Raw genomic sequence first — 17,508 nt, forward strand, 5'->3', positions numbered from 1 at the left:
TTATGGTGGCTGAATTGACCGCATTACGCGATCAAATTGATGAAGTGGATAAGGCGTTGCTGGATTTGCTGGCGCGCCGTCTTGAACTGGTTGCCGAGGTTGGTGAAGTAAAAAGCCGCTTTGGGTTACCGATTTACGTGCCTGAGCGGGAGGCGTCTATGCTGGCTTCTCGCCGTGCAGAGGCGGAAGCGCTCGGCGTACCGCCTGATCTGATTGAAGATGTATTACGTCGGGTAATGCGTGAGTCGTACTCTAGCGAGAATGACAAAGGATTTAAAACGCTCTGTCCAACGTTACGCCCGGTGGTGATTGTCGGCGGTGGCGGTCAGATGGGACGGCTATTCGAGAAGATGCTTACGCTGTCAGGTTATCAGGTGCGTATTCTTGAACAGCAGGACTGGGATCGTGCCGAGGAGATCGTGGCGGATGCCGGAATGGTGATCGTTAGCGTGCCGATTCACGTTACCGAGCAGGTGATCGCGAAATTACCGCGCTTGCCTGCTGACTGTATCCTGGTCGATCTGGCCTCGGTGAAAAACGGCCCATTACAGGCGATGCTGGCGGCGCACGATGGCCCGGTAGTTGGATTGCATCCGATGTTTGGTCCGGATAGCGGCAGTTTGGCAAAGCAGGTGGTTGTCTGGTGCGATGGACGCCAGCCGGAAGCCTATCAATGGTTCCTGGAACAGATTCAGGTCTGGGGGGCGCGGCTGCATCGGATCAGTGCCGTCGAGCACGATCAGAACATGGCGTTTATCCAGGCATTACGTCACTTCGCGACTTTTGCTTACGGGTTGCACTTAGCAGAAGAGAATGTCCAACTTGAACAGTTACTGGCGCTCTCTTCGCCGATATACCGTCTTGAGCTGGCCATGGTCGGACGCCTGTTTGCCCAGGATCCGCAGCTGTATGCCGACATTATTATGTCGTCAGAAAGTAATCTCGCGTTGATCAAACGGTATTATCAGCGTTTTGGTGAAGCGATTGGTTTACTGGAGCAGGGCGATAAGCAGGCGTTTATCGACAGCTTCCGTAAGGTTGAGCACTGGTTTGGCGATTATGCCAAACGCTTCCAGAGCGAAAGCCGTACGCTACTGCGTCAGGCCAACGATAGCCGCCAGTAGCGTCGATACCGGATGGCGATGCCTACGCCATCCGGTATTGTCATACGTTAGCTCGGATCGACTGGCACCACGTTCTCACTTGGGTAACATCCCAGTACCTTCATCGAACGCGTAATTTCACCCAACTCCTTCAATGCTTTTTGCATTTCCGGCGATTCCAGGTTGGCCTGGATATCGAGATAAAACATCTCTTCCCACGGATTACCGTGAATCGGGCGCGATTCCAGCTTGGTCATAATCAGATTATGGTTGCGTAGCACCAGCAGCGCTTCAACCAGCGCACCCGCCTGTTGCCCTGTCGCTATCAACAACGTGGTTTTCGCCGGAACCTGGTCGGAAACATTAATAGCCTTGCGTGCAAGCACAACAAAACGGGTAATGTTTTGCGTCTGATTCGCTTCAATATGTTCAAGTACCTGCAGACCGTGCAGCACGCCACCGGCTTCGCTGCCCAACGCTGCCACGCGCGGTGAGTTCGCCTGGGCGACTTTTTCCATTGCCGCAGAGGTGCTTTCGGTATATTCGATCTTCCAGTGCGGATAACGATTGAGGAATTTGCTGCATTGCTGGAACGGTTGCGGATGGCTATACACGGTTTCGATGCTATTCAGGTCCGTAGTACCGGAAACCAGCACGCAGTGGTCGATAATAATGGTCATCTCGCCGACGATGGAGAGGCTGGTGTGCTGCAGCAAGTCGTAAACATCGTTGATCGCGCCAGAGCTGGTGTTCTCAATCGGCACGACCGCGTAGTCCGCCTGTCCGGTTTCGACCTGATTAAAGATATCGGCAAACTTGGCGCAACCGCTTTCAATAAATTGCTCAAAATGGCGAGCGGCATACTGACGCGCAGCGAGGTGCGAATACGAGCCTTTTGGCCCCAGAAACGCGACGCGGGCGGAGTGCGGATTGATTTTATTCAGATGCTGCTGCAGGAGCGCCTGCTGGGTGAGAACGGAATCTTCAATAATGAGCTGGAACAGGCGTGTGATGTAGTGGGCATCGAGGTGATGCACTTTACCCAACTGGATCAGTCGGTCCAGCAGATCGCGCTCGCGGTCAATATCGCGCACCGGACGATGAGAAAGCAATTTTGCTTTACCGACTTCGACGGCCAGACCACGACGCTCAGCCAGCAGGGCCAGTAATTTTTCATCCAGCGAGCTTATCTTATCGCGCAGCGCCAGTAATGGGTTTTCCGATGTCATAGTGTTGCCTTTTTTATTATCAATAAAAAAGGCCCCCCGTTGTGGGAGGCCTTATTGTTCGTCTTCGCATTATTTATCACACGACGAAACGCCTCCCATTCAGGGGAAGGTAAAAAAGAATGCGAAGAAGAACGGAATAAGTTTCATGTCAATTTCCTTTGGCTACGTCAGTTAAAGTACCTGTACTGTTTTCACCCTGTCAACAAAAAACGCGCCCGAAGGCGCGTTGGCGATACACTCAATGTAAGGGACTACTCTTCTTCTGCTTCGACGAAGTTGGCGTCTTTTACTGAAGTTGTTGCACGACGGGCTTCGCCTTTGTGCTGCACTTTATTGAGCTGCCGTTCCAGCTTGTTGATCAAATCGTTAATAGCGGTGTACATATCTTCGTGCTTAGCGCTGGCAACCAAATGTCCGTTCGGTGTATTGATGGTGGCGTCAGCAGTGAAACCCTGTGGCTCCTTGGACAGAATGATATGTGGATTAATCAGATGAGTTTGCCATTTTTCAAGTTTGGCGAGACGGTCTGCGACATGCTGGCGAATTGCCGGAGTAATTTCCATTTGTTTACTGGTAATGTTCATTGTCATAAATTTTACCTCTTGTCTTTCCCGTCTTGGTGATTCCAGCATACCTTTCCTAATGTCAAAATGTGTGATCTAAATCACATTATTTTGTCGCTTTTTGTCAAGAAAACCTTTTTGTGAGGCACCGCAGGAACAGGCGATCTTTTACTTGAGGAATACCTGAAAGCAGGCCATATTTGATAGGATGCGTTGCAGCTAAACCGCTTCAGTTACGGCGTAAACGGATAAAAAAACGGCAGCCCGAGGGCTGCCGTTTTGCATTCAGCGAGGAATCAGGTATTACTGCTGTTGGCGGCAATAATTTTCGCCACTTTTTCGGCCTGTGCAGTCATCTGCATCTGGCGATAGGCGTTTTCCATCAGCGGTAAAGCATCACGTGTTGCCTGGGTATCCGGGAAGTCACGCAGCATACCTTCTACGCGGTTCACCACAGCAACCCACGCGCCGCGTGCGGTGTAGTACTCAGCAACGGAGTACTCATATTTCGCCAGGCGATCTTTCAGGAATACCAGGCGCTTGGTGGCGTCCGTTGTGTACTGGCTATTCGGGTAGCCACGTACCAGTTTGGAAAAGTCATTAAACGCAGCTCGGGCGTGCTGTGGATCGCGATCGCTGCGATCAACACCAAAGAATCCTTGCAGTGCGCTATCATCCAACGCCATATTGGTCAGGCCACGCATATACATGACATAATCAATGTTAGGGTGTGTCGGGTTCAGACGGATAAAACGATCGATGGCGGCCTGAGCGAGCGGCAGATCGGCATTTTTGTAGTAGGCGTAGATGAGATCTAATTGCACCTGCTGAGAATAAGGTCCAAATGGATAGCGATTATCCAACGCTTCCAATTGCGTTATTGCCTGTTTCCAGTTACCGTCCTGCAGCTTTTGCTGAGCAGTCGCGTAGATTTCATTTGGTGGGTTATCGGGCACCTCTTCCTTTGAACCAGAGCAACCCGCCAAAAACAGGCTCAACGTGGCTGCTGCCACCAGGTATTTCATGCGCGTCATGACGTTTTGACTTTCCTCAAAATGTTTTACGGGAGATTCTCTGTTCCTGCTCCCGGTTAAGACCAGCTACAATAGCACACTATATTAAACGGCAAAGCCGTAAAACCCAACGTTAAACGAAGAAGCAGTTTATGGCACAACGAGTAGAACTCACCGCAACAGTCTCCGATAATCAGCTCGGTCAACGCTTAGATCAGGCTTTGGCCGAATTGTTCCCTGATTATTCGCGTTCTCGCATAAAAGAATGGATCCTCGATCAGCGCGTGCTGGTAAACGGGAATCTTTGCGATAAACCGAAAGAAAAAGTTTTGGGTGGAGAACGTGTCTCCATCAATGCTGAAATTGACGAAGAAATTCGTTTTGAAGCGCAAGATATCCCGCTAGATATCGTCTATGAAGATGACGATATTCTGGTCATCAACAAACCACGTGATTTCGTGGTACATCCGGGCGCCGGTAATCCTGATGGCACGGTATTGAATGCGTTACTGCATTATTACCCGCCGATTGCGGATGTTCCTCGTGCAGGTATCGTGCACCGTCTGGATAAAGACACCACCGGATTAATGGTGGTAGCAAAAACGGTTCCGGCGCAAACGCGTTTGGTCGAGTCGCTACAGCTGCGTGAAATTACGCGTGAGTACGAAGCCGTAGCGATTGGTCATATGACAGCCGGTGGCACTGTAGAAGAGCCTATCAGCCGTCATCCCACCAAACGTACGCATATGTCCGTGCATCCCATGGGGAAACCTGCGGTGACGCATTACCGCATTATGGAGCACTTCCGTGTACACACGCGCCTTAGGCTGCGTCTGGAAACCGGACGTACGCACCAGATCCGTGTGCACATGGCGCATATTACCCATCCGCTGGTGGGCGACCAGGTCTACGGCGGCCGTCCACGTCCACCGAAAGGCGCGTCGGATGAATTTATTTCTACGCTGCGTAAGTTCGACCGCCAGGCGCTGCATGCCACCATGCTGCGCTTGTATCACCCAATCACAGGTATCGAAATGGAATGGCATGCGCCAATTCCGCAAGATATGGTTGATCTGATTGCCGTGATGCGTGCCGATTTCGAAGAGCATAAGGATGATGTGGCCTGGCTATGAGTAAGCTAATTGTCCCGCAGTGGCCGCTGCCGCAAGGCGTCGCGGCCTGTAGTTCTACCCGTATTGGTGGCGTCAGTTTGCCGCCGTACGATTCGCTGAATCTGGGGGCCCATTGCGGCGATAACCTGGAACATGTTGAAGAGAACCGCAAACGACTCTTTGCTGCGGGCAATCTGCCTTCAAAACCGGTCTGGCTCGAACAGGTGCACGGTAAAGATGTTCTGAAACTTACCGGCGAGCCTTATTCTTCTAAGCGTGCGGATGCGTCCTACAGCAATACGCCGGGCACCGTGTGTGCAGTGATGACGGCGGACTGTTTGCCCGTGTTATTTTGTAATCGTGCTGGCACGGAAGTCGCGGCGGCTCATGCGGGCTGGCGCGGGTTATGTGCAGGCGTGCTTGAAGAGACCGTTGCGTGTTTTGCTGATAAACCCGAAAACATTATTGCCTGGTTAGGCCCGGCAATTGGTCCCCGTGCATTTGAAGTGGGGCCTGAAGTGCGTGACGCGTTTATGGTCAAAGATCCACAAGCAGACAGCGCATTTGTGCCACGTGGTGAAAAGTACCTGGCAGATATTTATCAGCTTGCTCGCCAGCGTCTGGCACATGTTGGGGTTGAGAACCTCTACGGCGGTGACCGCTGTACGTTCAGCGAAAGTGAGACTTTCTTCTCTTATCGTCGCGACAAAACCACCGGTCGTATGGCAAGTTTTATTTGGCTGATATAACCTAAAGAATCAAGACGATCCGGTACGCGTAATTTTCTTTTCACATAATTCAGGTCATTCACCTTGAATAATTGAGGGATGACCTCATTTAATCTCCAGTAGCAATTTTGACCTGTTATGGGAGGAGTTATGCGTCTGGATCGTCTTACTAATAAATTCCAGCTTGCACTCGCCGATGCCCAGTCACTCGCACTGGGGCACGACAACCAGTTTATCGAACCACTTCATCTAATGAGCGCCCTGCTTAATCAGGAAGGGGGATCGGTCCGTCCTTTGTTAACGTCTGCTGGCATTAACGCCGGCCAGTTACGCACAGCCATTGATCAGGCATTGAGCCGCTTGCCGCAGGTAGAAGGCACCGGCGGTGATGTGCAGCCTTCTCAGGAGCTGGTGCGTGTACTGAATCTTTGCGACAAGCTGGCGCAAAAACGTGGGGACAATTTTATTTCGTCGGAACTGTTCGTTCTGGCGGCGCTTGAGTCACGCGGTACGCTGACCGATTTATTAAAATCAGCGGGGGCGACGACCGCTAATATCACTCAGGCAATTGAACAGATGCGTGGAGGTGAAAGCGTGAACGACCAGGGGGCTGAAGACCAACGTCAGGCCTTGAAAAAATACACCGTCGACCTGACCGAACGTGCCGAGCAGGGTAAGCTCGATCCGGTTATCGGTCGTGATGAAGAAATTCGTCGCACCATTCAGGTGCTGCAACGCCGTACTAAAAACAATCCGGTATTAATTGGTGAGCCTGGTGTCGGTAAAACGGCCATTGTTGAAGGGCTTGCGCAGCGCATCATTAATGGCGAAGTGCCGGAGGGTTTAAAAGGCCGCCGTGTACTGGCGCTGGATATGGGCGCGCTGGTGGCCGGGGCGAAATATCGCGGTGAATTTGAAGAACGTTTAAAAGGTGTGCTGAACGATCTGTCGAAACAGGAAGGCAATGTCATTCTGTTTATCGATGAGCTGCATACTATGGTTGGCGCAGGTAAAGCCGATGGTGCCATGGATGCCGGGAACATGTTGAAACCGGCACTGGCTCGTGGCGAACTGCACTGTGTAGGGGCTACAACACTTGATGAGTACCGCCAGTACATCGAAAAAGATGCGGCACTGGAACGTCGTTTCCAGAAAGTGTTTGTTGCCGAGCCGAGCGTGGAAGACACCATCGCCATTTTGCGTGGGTTGAAAGAACGCTATGAGCTGCACCACCACGTGCAGATCACTGACCCGGCAATTGTCGCGGCAGCGACGCTATCTCATCGTTACATTGCTGACCGTCAGTTACCGGACAAAGCCATCGATCTTATCGATGAAGCGGCGTCCAGCATTCGTATGCAGATTGACTCCAAGCCGGAAGAACTGGACCGACTCGATCGCCGAATCATCCAGCTCAAACTGGAACAGCAGGCGTTAATGAAAGAGTCTGACGAGGCGAGTAAAAAGCGCCTCGATATGCTTAATGAAGAGCTGGATGACAAAGAGCGTCAGTATTCTGAGCTCGAAGAAGAGTGGAAAGCGGAAAAAGCGTCACTCTCCGGTACGCAGACGATTAAGGCTGAACTGGAGCAGGCGAAAATCGCTATCGAACAGGCTCGTCGGGTGGGTGACCTGGCGCGGATGTCTGAGCTGCAGTACGGCAAAATTCCTGAGCTGGAAAAACAGCTGGAAGCAGCCACTCAGTCTGAAGGCAAAACCATGCGCCTGTTGCGTAATAAAGTGACGGATGCGGAAATCGCCGAAGTACTGGCACGTTGGACGGGGATCCCTGTTGCCCGCATGCTGGAAGGCGAGCGTGAAAAACTGCTGCGTATGGAGCAGGATCTGCATAACCGCGTCATTGGTCAGAACGAAGCGGTGGAAGCGGTATCCAACGCGATTCGCCGTAGCCGTGCAGGGCTGTCCGATCCGAATCGTCCGATCGGTTCGTTCTTGTTCCTTGGGCCAACCGGTGTCGGTAAAACCGAACTGTGTAAAGCGCTGGCTAACTTTATGTTCGACAGCGACGACGCGATGGTTCGTATCGATATGTCTGAGTTTATGGAGAAACACTCTGTCTCTCGTCTGGTCGGTGCGCCCCCGGGATACGTTGGCTATGAAGAGGGCGGCTACTTGACAGAAGCGGTGCGTCGTCGCCCTTATTCCGTTATCCTGCTGGATGAAGTGGAAAAGGCGCATCCGGATGTGTTCAACATTCTGTTGCAGGTGCTGGATGACGGTCGACTGACTGACGGGCAGGGGAGAACGGTCGACTTCCGTAATACGGTGGTCATCATGACTTCTAACTTGGGGTCCGATCTCATTCAGGAACGTTTTGGCGACCTGGACTACGGACACATGAAAGACATGGTGCTGGGCGTGGTCAGCCAAAACTTCCGTCCGGAATTCATTAACCGTATAGATGAAGTTGTTGTCTTCCATCCGTTGGGTGAACAACACATTGCGTCTATTGCCCAGATCCAGCTGCAGCGTCTGTACAAACGTCTGGAAGATCGTGGCTATGAAATCCACATCTCTGACGAGGCGCTTAAACTGCTGAGCGCGAATGGGTACGATCCTGTCTACGGGGCGCGTCCATTGAAACGTGCTATCCAGCAACAGATCGAAAACCCGCTGGCCCAGCAAATCCTGTCGGGTGAGCTGGTTCCTGGCAAAACGATTCGTCTGGAAGTGAATGACGAACGCATTGTGGCAGTGCAGTAAGTCACAAAATACTAAAAACGGGCCCTGCGGGGCTCGTTTTTGTTTAAAAACCAGGCGAAAATAACTTTCGATTACTAGTTTTGATGGAAAAGTAATCGGTTGATAAGTTTTTTGTATTTTCCTCTTGTCAGCCTGAAATAACTCCCTATAATGCGCCTCCACTGACACGGAACAACGGATTACAAGCCGCCGGGTCAGCGGGGTTCCATTGAGAACCCTGCGGGGAAAGGCAAAATAAAAGCTTGACTTCGTAGCGGGATGGCGTAATATGCACACCCCGCGCCGCTGAGAAAAAGCGAAGCGGCACTGCTCTTTAACAATTTATCAGACAATCTGTGTGGGCACTCGAAGATACGGATTCTTAACGTCGCAAGACGAAAAATGAATACCAAGTCTCTGAGTGAACATACGTAATTCATTACGAAGTTTAATTCACGAGCATCAAACTTAAATTGAAGAGTTTGATCATGGCTCAGATTGAACGCTGGCGGCAGGCCTAACACATGCAAGTCGAACGGTAGCACAGAGGAGCTTGCTCCTTGGGTGACGAGTGGCGGACGGGTGAGTAATGTCTGGGAAACTGCCCGATGGAGGGGGATAACTACTGGAAACGGTAGCTAATACCGCATAATGTCGCAAGACCAAAGAGGGGGACCTTCGGGCCTCTTGCCATCGGATGTGCCCAGATGGGATTAGCTAGTAGGTGGGGTAACGGCTCACCTAGGCGACGATCCCTAGCTGGTCTGAGAGGATGACCAGCCACACTGGAACTGAGACACGGTCCAGACTCCTACGGGAGGCAGCAGTGGGGAATATTGCACAATGGGCGCAAGCCTGATGCAGCCATGCCGCGTGTATGAAGAAGGCCTTCGGGTTGTAAAGTACTTTCAGCGAGGAGGAAGGGGATGTGGTTAATAACCGCATTCATTGACGTTACTCGCAGAAGAAGCACCGGCTAACTCCGTGCCAGCAGCCGCGGTAATACGGAGGGTGCAAGCGTTAATCGGAATTACTGGGCGTAAAGCGCACGCAGGCGGTCTGTCAAGTCGGATGTGAAATCCCCGGGCTCAACCTGGGAACTGCATCCGAAACTGGCAGGCTAGAGTCTTGTAGAGGGGGGTAGAATTCCAGGTGTAGCGGTGAAATGCGTAGAGATCTGGAGGAATACCGGTGGCGAAGGCGGCCCCCTGGACAAAGACTGACGCTCAGGTGCGAAAGCGTGGGGAGCAAACAGGATTAGATACCCTGGTAGTCCACGCCGTAAACGATGTCGACTTGGAGGTTGTTCCCTTGAGGAGTGGCTTCCGGAGCTAACGCGTTAAGTCGACCGCCTGGGGAGTACGGCCGCAAGGTTAAAACTCAAATGAATTGACGGGGGCCCGCACAAGCGGTGGAGCATGTGGTTTAATTCGATGCAACGCGAAGAACCTTACCTACTCTTGACATCCAGAGAACTTAGCAGAGATGCTTTGGTGCCTTCGGGAACTCTGAGACAGGTGCTGCATGGCTGTCGTCAGCTCGTGTTGTGAAATGTTGGGTTAAGTCCCGCAACGAGCGCAACCCTTATCCTTTGTTGCCAGCGGTTCGGCCGGGAACTCAAAGGAGACTGCCAGTGATAAACTGGAGGAAGGTGGGGATGACGTCAAGTCATCATGGCCCTTACGAGTAGGGCTACACACGTGCTACAATGGCATATACAAAGAGAAGCGACCTCGCGAGAGCAAGCGGACCTCATAAAGTATGTCGTAGTCCGGATTGGAGTCTGCAACTCGACTCCATGAAGTCGGAATCGCTAGTAATCGTAGATCAGAATGCTACGGTGAATACGTTCCCGGGCCTTGTACACACCGCCCGTCACACCATGGGAGTGGGTTGCAAAAGAAGTAGGTAGCTTAACCTTCGGGAGGGCGCTTACCACTTTGTGATTCATGACTGGGGTGAAGTCGTAACAAGGTAACCGTAGGGGAACCTGCGGTTGGATCACCTCCTTACCTTAAAGAAACGTTCTTTGTAGTGTCCACACAGATTGTCTGATGAAAAGTAAAGAAGCAAGACGGCTGCGAAGTCGTGACACTCCGTGTCCCCTTCGTCTAGCGGTTAGGACTCCGCCCTTTCACGGCGGCAACAGGGGTTCGAATCCCCTAGGGGACGCCACTTGCTGGTCGTGAGTGAAAGGCACAACCCATCGATATCTCAAAACTAACTCAGTGAGTTACGTTTGAGATATTTGCTCTTTAAAAATCTGGATCAAGCTGAAAATTGAAACGACACACTGTGTCTGTTCTCCGTAATAAGAACAGATAAGCGGTGTGTTCGAGTCTCTCAAATTTTCGCAACACGATGTGTTTTACGAAACATCTTCGGGTTGTGAGGTTAAGCGACTAAGCGTACACGGTGGATGCCCTGGCAGTCAGAGGCGATGAAGGACGTGCTAATCTGCGATAAGCGTCGGTAAGGTGATATGAACCGTTATAGCCGGCGATTTCCGAATGGGGAAACCCAGTGTGTTTCGACACACTATCATTACGTGAATACATAGCGTAATGAAGCGAACCGGGGGAACTGAAACATCTAAGTACCCCGAGGAAAAGAAATCAACCGAGATTCCCCCAGTAGCGGCGAGCGAACGGGGAGCAGCCCAGAGTCTGAATCAGCATGTGTGGTAGTGGAACGGTCTGGAAAGTCCGACGGTACAGGGTGATAGTCCCGTACACAAAATCGCATGTGTTGTGAACTCGAAGAGTAGGGCGGGACACGTGGTATCCTGTCTGAATATGGGGGGACCATCCTCCAAGGCTAAATACTCCTGACTGACCGATAGTGAACCAGTACCGTGAGGGAAAGGCGAAAAGAACCCCGGCGAGGGGAGTGAAAAAGAACCTGAAACCGTGTACGTACAAGCAGTGGGAGCCTTGATTTATCAGGGTGACTGCGTACCTTTTGTATAATGGGTCAGCGACTTATATTCTGTAGCAAGGTTAACCGTATAGGGGAGCCGAAGGGAAACCGAGTCTTAACTGGGCGTTAAGTTGCAGGGTATAGACCCGAAACCCGGTGATCTAGCCATGGGCAGGTTGAAGGTTGGGTAACACTAACTGGAGGACCGAACCGACTAATGTTGAAAAATTAGCGGATGACTTGTGGCTGGGGGTGAAAGGCCAATCAAACCGGGAGATAGCTGGTTCTCCCCGAAAGCTATTTAGGTAGCGCCTCGTGAACTCATCTTCGGGGGTAGAGCACTGTTTCGGCTAGGGGGTCATCCCGACTTACCAACCCGATGCAAACTACGAATACCGAAGAATGTTATCACGGGAGACACACGGCGGGTGCTAACGTCCGTCGTGAAGAGGGAAACAACCCAGACCGCCAGCTAAGGTCCCAAAGTCACAGTTAAGTGGGAAACGATGTGGGAAGGCACAGACAGCCAGGATGTTGGCTTAGAAGCAGCCATCATTTAAAGAAAGCGTAATAGCTCACTGGTCGAGTCGGCCTGCGCGGAAGATGTAACGGGGCTAAACTGTGCACCGAAGCTGCGGCAGCGACACTATGTGTTGTTGGGTAGGGGAGCGTTCTGTAAGCCGTTGAAGGTGTCCTGTGAGGGGTGCTGGAGGTATCAGAAGTGCGAATGCTGACATAAGTAACGATAATGCGGGTGAAAAACCCGCACGCCGGAAGACCAAGGGTTCCTGTCCAACGTTAATCGGGGCAGGGTGAGTCGACCCCTAAGGCGAGGCCGAAAGGCGTAGTCGATGGGAAACAGGTTAATATTCCTGTACTTGGTGTTACTGCGAAGGGGGGACGGAGAAGGCTATGTTAGCCGGGCGACGGTTGTCCCGGTTTAAGCATGTAGGCGGGAAGTTTAGGTAAATCCGGACTTCTGTATAACGCTGAGGTGTGATGACGAGGCACTACGGTGCTGAAGTAACAAATGCCCTGCTTCCAGGAAAAGCCTCTAAGCATCAGGTAACACGAAATCGTACCCCAAACCGACACAGGTGGTCAGGTAGAGAATACCAAGGCGCTTGAGAGAACTCGGGTGAAGGAACTAGGCAAAATGGTGCCGTAACTTCGGGAGAAGGCACGCTGATGGTAGGTGAAGCGACTTGCTCGTGGAGCTGAAATCAGTCGAAGATACCAGCTGGCTGCAACTGTTTATTAAAAACACAGCACTGTGCAAACACGAAAGTGGACGTATACGGTGTGACGCCTGCCCGGTGCCGGAAGGTTAATTGATGGGGTTATCCGTAAGGAGAAGCTCTTGATCGAAGCCCCGGTAAACGGCGGCCGTAACTATAACGGTCCTAAGGTAGCGAAATTCCTTGTCGGGTAAGTTCCGACCTGCACGAATGGCGTAATGATGGCCAGGCTGTCTCCACCCGAGACTCAGTGAAATTGAACTCGCTGTGAAGATGCAGTGTACCCGCGGCAAGACGGAAAGACCCCGTGAACCTTTACTATAGCTTGACACTGAACACTGGTCCTTGATGTGTAGGATAGGTGGGAGGCTTTGAAGTGTGGACGCCAGTCTGCATGGAGCCAACCTTGAAATACCACCCTTTAATGGCTGGTGTTCTAACGTAGACCCGTGATCCGGGTTGCGGACAGTGTCTGGTGGGTAGTTTGACTGGGGCGGTCTCCTCCTAAAGAGTAACGGAGGAGCACGAAGGTTAGCTAATCCTGGTCGGACATCAGGAGGTTAGTGCAAAGGCATAAGCTAGCTTGACTGCGAGAGTGACGGCTCGAGCAGGTGCGAAAGCAGGTCTTAGTGATCCGGTGGTTCTGAATGGAAGGGCCATCGCTCAACGGATAAAAGGTACTCCGGGGATAACAGGCTGATACCGCCCAAGAGTTCATATCGACGGCGGTGTTTGGCACCTCGATGTCGGCTCATCACATCCTGGGGCTGAAGTAGGTCCCAAGGGTATGGCTGTTCGCCATTTAAAGTGGTACGCGAGCTGGGTTTAGAACGTCGTGAGACAGTTCGGTCCCTATCTGCCGTGGGCGCTGGAGAATTGAGGGGGGCTGCTCCTAGTACGAGAGGACCGGAGTGGACGCATCACTGGTGTTCGGGTTGTCATGCCAATGGCATTGCCCGGTAGCTAAATGCGGAAGAGATAAGTGCTGAAAGCATCTAAGCACGAAACTTGCCCCGAGATGAGTTCTCCCTGACTCCTTGAGAGTCCTGAAGGAACGTTGAAGACTACGACGTTGATAGGTCGGGTGTGTAAGTGTAGCGATACATTGAGCTAACCGATACTAATGAACCGTGAGGCTTAACCTTACAACGCCAAAGATGTTTTGGCGAAAGAGACATCAATTCAGCTTGATACAGATAAAATCAGAACGCAGAAGCGGTCTGATAACAGAATTTGCCTGGCGGCTGTAGCGCGGTGGTCCCACCTGACCCCATGCCGAACTCAGAAGTGAAACGCCGTAGCGCCGATGGTAGTGTGGGGTCTCCCCATGCGAGAGTAGGGAACTGCCAGGCATCAAACAGAAACAAAAGGCTCAGTCGAAAGACTGGGCCTTTTGTTTTATCTGTTGTCTGTCGGTGAGTGCTCTCCTGAGTAGGACAAATCCGCCGGGAGCGGATTTGAACGTTGCGAAGCAACGGCCCGCAGGGTGGCGGGCAGGACGGCCGCCATAAACTGCCAGGCATCAAACAAGTGAAGAAGCCCATCCTGACGGATGGGCTTTTTTGCGTCTGTTGTATGTGAAAGCGGGTGGATAGCCGCGTCAGCGCTTTATCCGTGCTGCAAAAATCCGTCCTGCCCTCCTCGTAAAAATCCGAAACCTTTCCCTGCTAATTAAAAATGTGATATATATCCCATAATAAAAAATAACAATTATATAACATTCCATTCACTAAAAATGCACTAGACATCATTGATAAATTCACAAGATCCTTGGCAGGGGTACAATTCTAATGGCTGATAGCAGTGTAACTGAGAATCGGGTGCTGACGGACAGCGACACCCGTCGTCGTATATGGGCAATCGTAGGGGCATCATCAGGGAATCTGGTCGAATGGTTTGACTTCTACATCTACTCTTTCTGTTCCCTCTATTTTGCCCATATCTTTTTTCCTTCAGGAAACACCACCACACAACTGTTACAGACTGCTGGGGTTTTCGCCGCAGGGTTTCTGATGCGGCCTATTGGCGGATGGATTTTTGGCCGGATAGCCGATAAGCACGGACGTAAAAAGTCCATGTTATTGTCAGTATGCATGATGTGTATGGGATCGCTGGTGATCGCCTGTCTGCCGGGGTATGAAACCATTGGCACTTGGGCACCTGCGCTGCTGCTGCTCGCCAGATTATTTCAGGGGCTGTCTGTTGGCGGAGAATATGGCACCAGTGCGACCTACATGAGTGAAGTCGCCGTGGAAGGTAAGAAAGGGTTTTATGCCTCATTCCAATACGTGACCTTGATTGGTGGGCAACTTCTGGCATTGCTGGTTGTGGTGATATTACAGCAAACGTTAGAAGACTCAGCGCTCAGAGCATGGGGCTGGCGTATTCCCTTTGCGCTGGGAGCCGTACTGGCGATTGTCGCGCTTTGGTTACGTCGTCAGTTAGATGAAACCTCAAAACAGGATGTGCGTGCGCTGAAAGAAGCAGGCTCCCTGAAAGGACTATGGCGTAACCGCAAGGCCTTCGTGATGGTGCTCGGATTTACTGCTGCGGGTTCGTTGTGTTTCTATACCTTCACCACCTACATGCAGAAGTACCTGGTGAATACGGCAGGTATGCATGCCAACGTGGCCAGTGGTATAATGACGGCGGCACTGTGCGTGTTTATGCTGGTACAGCCGCTGTTCGGCGCGTTGTCAGATAAAATTGGCCGCCGTACCTCGATGCTGTGTTTTGGCGCATTAGCCACGTTGTTTACCGTTCCTATCCTGACGGCGTTGCAGAATGTAACCTCCCCGTATATGGCATTTGGTCTGGTCATGTGTGCCTTGTTGATCGTCAGTTTCTACACTTCAATCAGTGGCATTCTGAAGGCCGAAATGTTCCCGGCGCAGGTTCGCGCGTTGGGGGTAGGATTGTCTTATGCAGTGGCGAATGCCTTGTTTGGTGGATCGGCCGAATATGTTGCGCTGTCGCTGAAGTCTGTTGGTATGGAAACCACATTTTTCTGGTACGTCACCGCTCTGGCCGTGGTTGCATTCTTTGTCTCATTACTGCTGCACCGCAAAGGTAAAGGCCTGCGCCTCTAATGGTGGGCCATTTGCCAGACGGCATAGCCGGTGGATGCGCCGGCGACATCCCAGGCAAAATCTTTCCAACTCCAGCCGCTTCCTGTGGGGCGGCTGTCCCAAAGTTCTTTTGATGCGCCAAGGCTAATGGAGAACATGAAACCGATGGCAGCGCTGCGATCGGCGCTGTTTCCCTGATGCTGAGCGTACTCGTTACCGGCGGCGGCCAACATGGCTGAGGCAATAAAGTGTTGTGCTTTGTCTTGCCCACTCCAGTTGTCGTTCGCCATATGGCTACAACCAGAAAGTGTCAGGATACTGGCGAGAATAAACAGGCGCACCGTCGTCTCCATAGGAAAAACCCCGTCAGCGACGGGGTTCAGGTTACAGAATACGGCTGATTAATCTGTCGATTCGGATACGGCGGAGTCGACGGATGAGCTTACGCACTTTAACCGGATAGTCGGCAATACTCTGCAGGTCGCGATAGTGCTTAACGACGGTAGTATGTGTGCGGATGAGCTCCAGCTCTTTCTCACGCTGAAGAGTCAGTTCCTGCTTAGGATCGTGGATCAGAATGGCGTTTTCCAGATCCAGGCGCCAGGCGCGAGGGTTAAGGTTGTTGCCGGTGAGCAGCATCCATTTATCATCCACCCACATGCCTTTCAGATGATAAGTATTGTCATCATCTTTCCATAAGCGTACGACCAGTTGATCGGTATTAACGTAATACTGTAGTCGGCTCAGGAAGCGGCGAAGGTTTATTTCATACAGATAGGGCAGCGCGCCGATAATCTTAAACGGCTCATCTTCCGGGATGAAAAAGTCGTTAGCGGTCTTATCGCCCACGATAATTTCAACCTTTTTCCCTTCACGCAGAAGCTGGATAATATTGCGCACCAGTATCGCTGGCAGGTTGAAATAAGGGGTACAGATTGTGAGTTTCTGCTCTGCGCAGGGCATCAGATGGAAAATGGTCTTATTCAGCAGACTGGATTTTCCGAGCCCAACCAGAGGCGTCACCGAAAGCTGTTCATTATCCGCATTACCCTGGAAATGGAATGACGCATCACGTAATTCCTGACGATACAGGCGGATGTCGTTTTTAATTTCCGGGCTTTTAGGGCGATTGATATCATCAAGACGATTCACGCCGCGACCATTCATCAGGTTCTGCGTGACCCAGTCGAACATGATGTCAGCCATTTGCGCATTGCGAATCAACTGGTAGCGATCGTAGCGATATTTATCATGCTGATGTAGGTAAACGTCGTTCAGGCTGGCGCCGCTATACAGAACGCTATCATCGATGATAAAGCCTTTGAAATGCAGGACGCCAAGCGCTTCACGGGTGTTAATCGGTACGCCGTAGACCGGAATATCGATCCCTGGATTTTCTTGCGCCATTCGGCAGTACCAGTCAGCGTTGGTATTAGACGCTGCTGCGCCAATGCGTCCGCGCTGGGCACGATGCCAGTCGACAAGCACCCGGATATCAAGCTCAGGACGCTGCCGCTTAGCCGCATAAAGCGCGTCGAGGATGCCTTTGCCACCGTCGTCCTGTTCCAGATACAGGGCGATGATGCAAATACGTCGCGTCGCGCTGGCTATTTTCTCCAGCAGAGTCTCCCTGAAATTAGCGGGAGCATAAAAGAAATCTACATCATCAACTGATTGAGAAATCTTCGGTAGTTGGGCAAGGTGTTGTTGATGTTTATTACGCTTAAATTTTGACAACATCACAGTGCATTTCTTCTCTGTTCATTGAAGGGTCCTCTGTGCTATGCAGACGACATAAGCGAGCAATGATAACACCAGTACCCGTTAAAGTG

11 protein-coding genes, 1 tRNA gene, 3 rRNA genes and 1 other annotated feature are annotated in these 17,508 nt (G+C 51.6%); of the genes, 9 read left to right on the top strand and 6 right to left on the bottom strand.

All coding sequences use genetic code 11. From position 1 onward, the window contains the following. Positions 1 to 2 precede the first annotated feature (2 nt). Entirely contained in the window at positions 3 to 1,124 is a 1,122-nt protein-coding gene (tyrA, locus tag IB214_RS06120) for a bifunctional chorismate mutase/prephenate dehydrogenase (protein ID WP_115257741.1), read from the top strand. Positions 1,125 to 1,171: 47 nt separating this feature from the next. Here the strand turns inward: tyrA and pheA are convergent, their stop codons facing one another. From pheA to bamD, 4 genes are all read right to left on the bottom strand, one after another. Continuing rightward, entirely contained in the window at positions 1,172 to 2,332 is a 1,161-nt protein-coding gene (gene pheA, locus IB214_RS06125) for a bifunctional chorismate mutase/prephenate dehydratase (protein ID WP_117343908.1), read from the bottom strand. 22 nt (positions 2,333 to 2,354) lie between these two features. Beyond that, positions 2,355 to 2,480: a sequence feature (Phe leader region), on the bottom strand. Then, the gene (gene pheL, locus IB214_RS06130; RefSeq protein WP_101706155.1) at positions 2,432 to 2,479 is read right to left on the bottom strand and encodes a pheA operon leader peptide PheL; all 48 of its coding nucleotides are present in this window, start codon (positions 2,477 to 2,479) and stop codon (positions 2,432 to 2,434) included. (Overlaps the previous feature by 48 nt.) 103 nt (positions 2,481 to 2,583) lie before the next feature. Next, positions 2,584 to 2,922, bottom strand: coding sequence for a ribosome-associated translation inhibitor RaiA (raiA, locus tag IB214_RS06135; RefSeq protein WP_096756105.1), 339 nt, complete (start codon positions 2,920 to 2,922; stop codon positions 2,584 to 2,586). Positions 2,923 to 3,191: 269 nt separating this feature from the next. Next, positions 3,192 to 3,929: an outer membrane protein assembly factor BamD gene (gene bamD, locus IB214_RS06140; protein ID WP_096756107.1), complete on the bottom strand. Its 738-nt coding sequence runs from the start codon at positions 3,927 to 3,929 to the stop codon at positions 3,192 to 3,194. Between the two features lie 131 nt (positions 3,930 to 4,060). On the opposite strand from bamD, the gene rluD reads away from it, so the two are divergent. The 8 genes from rluD to IB214_RS06180 all read left to right on the top strand — a co-directional run bounded on the left by rluD (position 4,061) and on the right by IB214_RS06180 (position 15,697). Further along, on the top strand, positions 4,061 to 5,041 hold the full coding sequence (gene rluD / locus IB214_RS06145; RefSeq protein WP_096756108.1) for a 23S rRNA pseudouridine(1911/1915/1917) synthase RluD: 981 nt from the start codon (positions 4,061 to 4,063) through the stop codon (positions 5,039 to 5,041). Then, the gene (yfiH, locus tag IB214_RS06150; protein ID WP_117343909.1) at positions 5,038 to 5,769 is read left to right on the top strand and encodes a purine nucleoside phosphorylase YfiH; all 732 of its coding nucleotides are present in this window, start codon (positions 5,038 to 5,040) and stop codon (positions 5,767 to 5,769) included. Before rluD ends, yfiH begins: the two co-directional genes overlap by 4 nt. Before the next feature lie 129 nt (positions 5,770 to 5,898). Further along, complete coding sequence (gene clpB / locus IB214_RS06155; RefSeq protein WP_115257744.1) at positions 5,899 to 8,472, top strand: ATP-dependent chaperone ClpB; 2,574 nt, start codon at positions 5,899 to 5,901, stop codon at positions 8,470 to 8,472. A gap of 449 nt (positions 8,473 to 8,921) precedes the next feature. After that, positions 8,922 to 10,463, top strand: a 16S ribosomal RNA gene (locus tag IB214_RS06160). A gap of 88 nt (positions 10,464 to 10,551) precedes the next feature. Beyond that, positions 10,552 to 10,626 (top strand) — tRNA-Glu (locus tag IB214_RS06165). Between the two features lie 217 nt (positions 10,627 to 10,843). Beyond that, positions 10,844 to 13,753, top strand: a 23S ribosomal RNA gene (locus tag IB214_RS06170). A gap of 91 nt (positions 13,754 to 13,844) precedes the next feature. Beyond that, positions 13,845 to 13,960: ribosomal RNA gene (gene rrf, locus IB214_RS06175) — 5S ribosomal RNA — on the top strand. The 16S, 23S and 5S rRNA genes sit together here with 1 tRNA gene alongside, the layout of an rRNA operon. A 438-nt stretch (positions 13,961 to 14,398) precedes the next feature. Beyond that, the gene (locus tag IB214_RS06180) at positions 14,399 to 15,697 is read left to right on the top strand and encodes an MFS transporter (protein WP_115257745.1); all 1,299 of its coding nucleotides are present in this window, start codon (positions 14,399 to 14,401) and stop codon (positions 15,695 to 15,697) included. Here IB214_RS06180 and IB214_RS06185 read toward each other — a convergent pair. Both IB214_RS06185 and pssA read right to left on the bottom strand, forming a co-directional pair. Beyond that, positions 15,694 to 16,017, bottom strand: coding sequence for a YfiM family lipoprotein (locus tag IB214_RS06185; protein WP_096759352.1), 324 nt, complete (start codon positions 16,015 to 16,017; stop codon positions 15,694 to 15,696). The two genes, IB214_RS06180 and IB214_RS06185, sit on opposite strands and share 4 nt — an antisense overlap. Positions 16,018 to 16,060: 43 nt before the next feature. Further along, positions 16,061 to 17,416, bottom strand: a complete 1,356-nt coding sequence (gene pssA / locus IB214_RS06190; protein WP_117343486.1) for a CDP-diacylglycerol--serine O-phosphatidyltransferase — start codon at positions 17,414 to 17,416, stop codon at positions 16,061 to 16,063. Between the last annotated feature and the right edge of the window lie 92 nt (positions 17,417 to 17,508).

Source organism: Citrobacter sp. C1 (assembly GCF_014596895.2).
GTDB lineage: Bacteria > Pseudomonadota > Gammaproteobacteria > Enterobacterales > Enterobacteriaceae > Citrobacter > Citrobacter gillenii.